We start from the raw sequence: 5,958 nt of genomic DNA, 5'->3' as shown, positions 1-5,958 counted from the left end.
TTGGCCTCCGACTTCGCCCGCCCCCGCCCGCGCCCGCCCGCGCCCGCCCGCGCCCGCCCGCTGCGCCCGCCCGCCGCGCGGAGGCCTGGCTCCTTACACCCGCTCGCGCACCAGCTTCACCCCGCGGCCCGGCACCAGCGTCACGCCCGTCGCGCGGATCGGCTCCGGGCGGCGGTTCGCCAGCCGCACCGGGCTGCGGACGAGCACGCGCAGGATCGTCGCCAGCTCGAACTGGGCGAAGCTCGCGCCGATGCAGCGGCGCACGCCGCCGCCGAACGGAAGCCAGCCGTACGACGGCACCTCGCTCTCGCCGAGGAAGCGCTCGGGGCGGAACACGCCGGGGGAGGGGAAGACGTCCTCGCGGTGGTGGGTCAGGCCGATCGAGGCGATCAGCCCGACGCCGGTCGGGTACTGGCGGTCGCCGATCACGACCGGCTCGGTGATCACGCGCCCGACGAACGGCACGACCGGCCGGATCCGCAGGATCTCCTGGCAGACCGCGTTGACGTAGTCGTCGTCGCCGTCCGGCCCCGCGGCGCGCATCCGCGCCAGCACGACGGGGTTGCGCAGCAGCAGGTCGATCGCCCACGTCAGCGCGGTCGCGGTCGTCTCGTGGCCGGCCATCACGAGCGTCATCAGCTCGTCGCGCAGTTCGCCGTCGCCCATCGGCGAGCCGTCCTCGTGCGTCGCGCCGACGAGCATCGAGAGGATGTCGGTGCGCGCGGCGAGCGACTCGGCGGGGACGCGGCGGCGGTCGTGGATCTCCGCCAGCAGCAGCTCGTCGACGGCGTCGCGGCGGCGCTCGAACGTCTCGCGCAGGCGTATCGGGCCGAAGTCGAAGTTCGCCGCCTTGCCCCAGAAGACGACGTGGCGGCTCGATTCCACCAGCGGTGGCAGCAGCCGGCGCAGCGCGTCCTTGCGCGTCTCGTCGGAGATCCCGAAGACGACCTCCAGAATCACCTCCAGCGTCAGCCGCTGCATTCGCTCGTCGACGCGGAACGGCGTGTCGAGCGGCCAGATGGCGGCTTCGCGCTCGGACAATTCGCGGATCAGCTCGCCGTAGGCGCGCAGCCGCTCGCCGTGGAACGGCGGCAGCAGCAGCTTGCGCTGCTGCAGGTGCGGTCTGCCGTCGAGCGTCAGCAGCGACCAGCGCCCGAGCACCGCGCTGAGCGGTCTGTTCGCGAGGCCGGCGTGGAAGACGTCGGGTCGGCCGGTGACGACCTGTCTGACCAGCTGCGGCGAGCTGAACACGACCGACGGCCCGAAGCCGGGCACGCGCATCGTGAACGGCTCGCCGTAGCGCGCGTGCAGCTTCAGCGCGCTGCCGATCGGCGAGCGCGCGATCATCGCGACCTGCGCCAGCGGAGGCAGCCGCGACCCGGGCGGCAGCTCGGACAGCGGCGGCTCCGGCGGGGCCGCGACGGTGGGGTCGATCGTCGTGCTCATGAGCGGGCTCCTCTTGGAACGCGGGAGTACCGCAGATCATGCCCGCTCGGCGAGCGCGATGCGCAGCTCAGTTGGCCGGCCAGCCAGGATGGCGCGTCGGCGTCCCGGCGCTCGGATCGGCGTCGCCCGCATCAGCGCAACTCTGCTGCTGTACGACAGCGATCCTTGATCCTCCTACGTGATCTCGCGCATCCGCCCGGTCGCGACGTCGAGCACGAAGCCGCGCACCAGCGCCGCCTGCAGCAGGAACGGGCTCGCCTCGACGCGGGCGATCGACTGGCGCACGTCGCCGTCGAGGTCCGCGAACGTCTCCGCCGACCAGCTCGGCTTGATCCCCGTCTCGCGCCGGATCTCGTCGCGGAAGCCGTCGTCGTCGAAGGTCGCCAGTTCGCAGTCGGTGTGATGGATCAGCACGATCTCCTCGGTCCCGTGCTTGCGCTGGGAGACCGCGAGCGAGCGGACCATGTCGTCGGTGACGATGCCGCCGGCGTTGCGCAGCACGTGCACGTCGCCCGCGGCCACGCCCAGCAGCGCGATCGGATCGATCCGCGCGTCCATGCAGGTGACGACCGCGACTCTGCGTCGCGGCGCCCCGGCGAGGTCGCCATGGGCGTGGCTCGCCTGGTTGGCCTCGGCCGCTCGCAGCAACTCATCGGTGACGCTCAACACGACCTCCCACGTCGCTCGGTGGCGTCACCAAAATAGAAGAAAACTGCCTGTCTTACCTGGTTCCGAACGGCAAGCGCGCGCGGGCGCGCGTCGCGCGCTCACGTGCGCGCGCGAGCGCCCATCGACTCCAGCCGACGGTCAGGTCCGCCGTGCCGGCGAGCAGGAACGCGACGGGTCCGGTCACGAGCCGGGCGAGCAGCCGAGAGGTCACCCACCCACGGTATCGTTCGCAACCTCATGCCCGAAGCCCTGAAGACCAACGTCACCGAGCTGCCCGAGTCGCGCGTCCGCGTCGAGGCCGAAGTCCCCGCCGTCGAGGTGGAGAAGAGCCTCACCCGCGCCGCGAAGCAGCTGGCCCGCGACATGCGCGTCCCGGGCTTCCGCAAGGGGAAGGTCCCCGCCCAGGTCGTCCTGCGTCGCGTCGGCCGCGAGTACGTGCTCGACGAGGCCGTGCGCGGCTCGATCAACGGCTGGTACTCGCAGGCCGTCGACGCCGCCAGAATCCACCCGGTCGGCGAGCCGAGCCTCGACCTCGGCGACCTGCCCGCCGAGGGCGCGCCGCTCACCTTCACAGTCGAGATCGGCGTCCGCCCGACGGCGACGCTCGGCGACTACAAGGGCCTGGAGGTCGGCCGCCGCGAGGAAGGCGTCGATGACCACCGCATCGAGCACGAGCTCGAGCACCTGCGCGAGCACCTCGCGAGACTCGAGACGGTCGAGCGCGAGGCCGGCGAGAGAGACTTCGTCGTCGTCGACTACGTCGGCTCGATCGACGGCGAGCCGTTCGAGGGCGGCGAGGGCCGCGACCAGCTGATCGAGCTGGGCGGCGGTCGTCTGATCCCCGGCTTCGAGGAGCAGCTCAGCGGCGCGAGAGCCGGTGAGGAGCGCACGATCCAGGTCACCTTCCCGGACGACTACGGCGCCAGCCACCTCGCGTCCAGAGACGCCGAGTTCGCGATCTCCGTCAAGGAGGTGCGCGCGAGAGTGCTGCCCGAGCTCGACGACGACCTCGCCTCCGACGCGGCCGGCTTCGACACGCTCGACGAGCTGAAGGACGACATCCGCAGACGGATCGCCGAGCAGGACGAGCAGTCGATCGAGAGCGAGTTCCGCGAGGCCGTGCTCGACGCCGCGGTCGCCAACGCGACGGTCGAGGTCCCGGAGGCGCTGATCGAGGCGCGCGCGGTCGAGCTGTGGGACCAGACGGCCCGCACGCTGCAGGAGCGCGGCCTCAACAAGCAGGCGTACCTGCAGATGTCCGGCAGAACCGAGGAGGAGATCCTCGAGGAGGCCAAGCCCGACGCCGAGCAGGCGCTCAAGCGCGAGGCCGTGCTCGCCGCCGTCGTCGTGGCCGAGGCGATCGAGCCGGGCGACGACGACCTTGCCGAGGCGCTGGAGCACACCGCGTCGCACGAGAACTCGACCGGCGCCAAGCTGCTGGAGCGGGTCAAGAAGAACGGCAACGTCGATGCGCTGCGCGAGGACGTCGCGACGACGAAGGCGCTCGACCTGATGGTGGAGCAGGCGAAGCCGTTCCCGGTCGCCGCCGAGCCGCACGACCACGACCACGATCATGGGGACGACGCGGACGCCGCCAGAAGACCCGCGAGAGCCGCCAGAGCGAGAGCCAGAAGAGCGCCCGCGAGAAGAGCCGCGAGAGCCAGAGCGAGAAGAGCCGCGGACAGCGAAGACTGAGTCGCGAAGTTCCTGCTGTGCGCCGATGCGACGCGTCGGTGCATAGCTTTGCGACGTACTCCTGCAGACCTGAAAAGCCGGCCTGATCCGGTTGCTAGACTCGCCCAACCGGACGGGCGCCAGAGGACTCGGCTCTGCCCGGAAGGATTCGAGCCGAGGAAGCGAAACAAAGCGAGGACTATGAGCCCCCTGGTACCGATGGTCGTTGAGCAGACGTCGCGCGGAGAGCGCGCGTTCGACATCTACTCACGTCTCCTGAACGAGCGCATCATCTTCCTCGGCACGCCCGTCGACGACCAGATCGCGAACCTGATCGTGGCCCAGCTCCTGCACCTGGAGTCTGAGGATCCCGACAAGGACATCTCGATCTACATCAACTCGCCGGGCGGCTCCGTGTACGCGGGTCTGGCGATCTACGACACGATGCAGTTCATCAAGCCCGACGTGCAGACGATCTGCGTCGGCATCGCGATGTCGATGGGCGCCCTGCTGCTGTCGGGCGGCGCGAGAGGCAAGCGGATGGCGCTGCCGAACGCGAAGATCCTGATCCATCAGGTGTCGTCCAGCTTCCAGGGCCAGGCGACGGACATCGAGATCCACGCCAGAGAGATCATCGACATCCGTCGTCGCCTCGACGAGATCATCGCGTTCCACGCGGATAAGCCCGTCGAGGAGGTCCGCAAGGACACCGAGCGTGACTATTTCATGAGCTCGGAAGAGGCGAAGGACTACGGGATCATCGACCGCGTGATCACGCAGCACTAAGGTAAACGCGCGCAGGTGCCGACTCCTGGGGAGTGACCGACATGGCACGACCGACAGACTCCAACGAACAGCTTCTCTGCAGCTTCTGCGGAAAGTCGCAGCGGCAGGTGAAGAAGTTGATCGCCGGGCCGGGCGTCTACATCTGCGACGAATGCATCGATCTCTGCAACGAGATCATCGATGAGGAGCTGACCGCTCCGCCCACATTCGATCTCGAGAACCTGCCGAAGCCGCGCCAGATCTACGACGTGCTCAACGAGTACGTCGTGGGTCAGGAAGCGGCCAAGCGCACGCTCTCAGTGGCTGTCTACAACCACTACAAGCGCGTGCAGATGATGCAGTCCGACGACGACGACATCGAACTGCAGAAGTCCAACATCCTGCTGCTCGGCCCGACCGGCTGCGGCAAGACGCTGCTCGCGCAGACGCTGGCGAAGATCCTCAACGTCCCGTTCGCGATCGCCGACGCGACCGCTCTCACCGAGGCCGGCTACGTCGGCGAGGACGTCGAGAACATCCTCCTGAAGCTGATCCAAGCGGCCGACTACGACGTCAAGAAGGCCGAGACCGGGATCATCTACATCGACGAGGTCGACAAGATCGCGCGCAAGGCGGACAACCCGTCGATCACGCGCGACGTCTCCGGCGAGGGCGTGCAGCAGGCGCTGCTGAAGATCCTCGAAGGCACGACCGCGTCCGTGCCGCCGCAGGGCGGTAGGAAGCACCCCCATCAAGAGTTCCTCACGATCGACACGACGAACATCCTGTTCGTCTGCGGCGGCGCGTTCGCCAATCTCGACAAGGTGATCGAACGACGGGTGGGGGCACAGGGCGTCGGCTTCGGCGCGACGATCCAGAACAAGGCGGACCGGGACCTCGGCAATACGTTCGAGGACTGCCTGCCGGAGGATCTCGTCCACTACGGCCTGATCCCCGAGTTCATCGGCCGTCTGCCGGTGATGTCGGCGGTCCATCAGCTGTCGAGAGGCGAGCTGATGACGATCCTCACCGAGCCGCGCAACGCGCTCGTCAAGCAGTTTCAGCGCTTCTTCCAGTTCGACGGGATCGAGCTGGTGTTCGCCGAGGAGGCGCTCCAATCGGTCGCCGACAAGGCGCTCGAGCGCGAGACCGGCGCCCGCGGCCTGCGCTCGATCATCGAAGAGGTCCTGCTCGAGGTCCAGTTCGAGCTCCCCTCCCGCCGCGACGTGAAGAAGTGCGTCGTGACGAAGGAGACGATCGAGAAGGGCATCACCCCGACGCTCGTGACCGAAGCCGTCGACGACGACGGCTCCGACGGCCTGCGCGAAGAGTCGGCCTAGCTGTAGTTCCTAGGCAGGTTGTTCATCCGGTCCTCCTTGGAGGCTGGTGGTTCTCGAGGCCCCA

General features: G+C 68.7%; 6 protein-coding genes. 3 read left to right on the top strand and 3 right to left on the bottom strand.

What is annotated here, in order from left to right; all coding sequences use genetic code 11:
* Positions 1-93: 93 nt before the first annotated feature.
* The 3 genes from Q7L65_RS27570 to Q7L65_RS27560 all read right to left on the bottom strand — a co-directional run bounded on the left by Q7L65_RS27570 (position 94) and on the right by Q7L65_RS27560 (position 2,326).
* Entirely contained in the window at positions 94-1,446 is a 1,353-nt protein-coding gene (locus Q7L65_RS27570) for a cytochrome P450 (protein ID WP_304726684.1), read from the bottom strand.
* A 174-nt stretch (positions 1,447-1,620) separates the two neighbouring features.
* Positions 1,621-2,112: a carbonic anhydrase gene (locus tag Q7L65_RS27565; RefSeq protein ID WP_304726683.1), complete on the bottom strand. Its 492-nt coding sequence runs from the start codon at positions 2,110-2,112 to the stop codon at positions 1,621-1,623.
* Positions 2,113-2,167: 55 nt separating this feature from the next.
* On the bottom strand, positions 2,168-2,326 hold the full coding sequence (locus tag Q7L65_RS27560; RefSeq protein ID WP_304726681.1) for a hypothetical protein: 159 nt from the start codon (positions 2,324-2,326) through the stop codon (positions 2,168-2,170).
* A 26-nt stretch (positions 2,327-2,352) separates the two neighbouring features.
* On the opposite strand from Q7L65_RS27560, the gene tig reads away from it, so the two are divergent.
* The 3 genes from tig (at position 2,353) to clpX (ending at position 5,894) form a co-directional block, all read left to right on the top strand.
* Positions 2,353-3,810: a trigger factor gene (gene tig / locus Q7L65_RS27555; RefSeq protein ID WP_304726679.1), complete on the top strand. Its 1,458-nt coding sequence runs from the start codon at positions 2,353-2,355 to the stop codon at positions 3,808-3,810.
* A gap of 180 nt (positions 3,811-3,990) precedes the next feature.
* Positions 3,991-4,575 carry an ATP-dependent Clp endopeptidase proteolytic subunit ClpP gene (gene clpP, locus Q7L65_RS27550; protein ID WP_304726677.1) on the top strand — a complete coding sequence of 195 codons (585 nt, stop codon included), beginning with the start codon at positions 3,991-3,993 and terminating at the stop codon, positions 4,573-4,575.
* A 41-nt stretch (positions 4,576-4,616) separates the two neighbouring features.
* Positions 4,617-5,894 carry an ATP-dependent Clp protease ATP-binding subunit ClpX gene (gene clpX / locus Q7L65_RS27545; RefSeq protein ID WP_304726675.1) on the top strand — a complete coding sequence of 426 codons (1,278 nt, stop codon included), beginning with the start codon at positions 4,617-4,619 and terminating at the stop codon, positions 5,892-5,894.
* Positions 5,895-5,958: the final 64 nt, after the last annotated feature.

This window comes from Conexibacter sp. CPCC 206217 (assembly GCF_030646165.1).
In the GTDB taxonomy this organism is placed as follows: Bacteria; Actinomycetota; Thermoleophilia; order Solirubrobacterales; family Solirubrobacteraceae; genus Conexibacter.
Note: the sequence above shows the minus strand (reverse complement) of the source record. Positions and strands in the feature narration are given on the sequence as shown.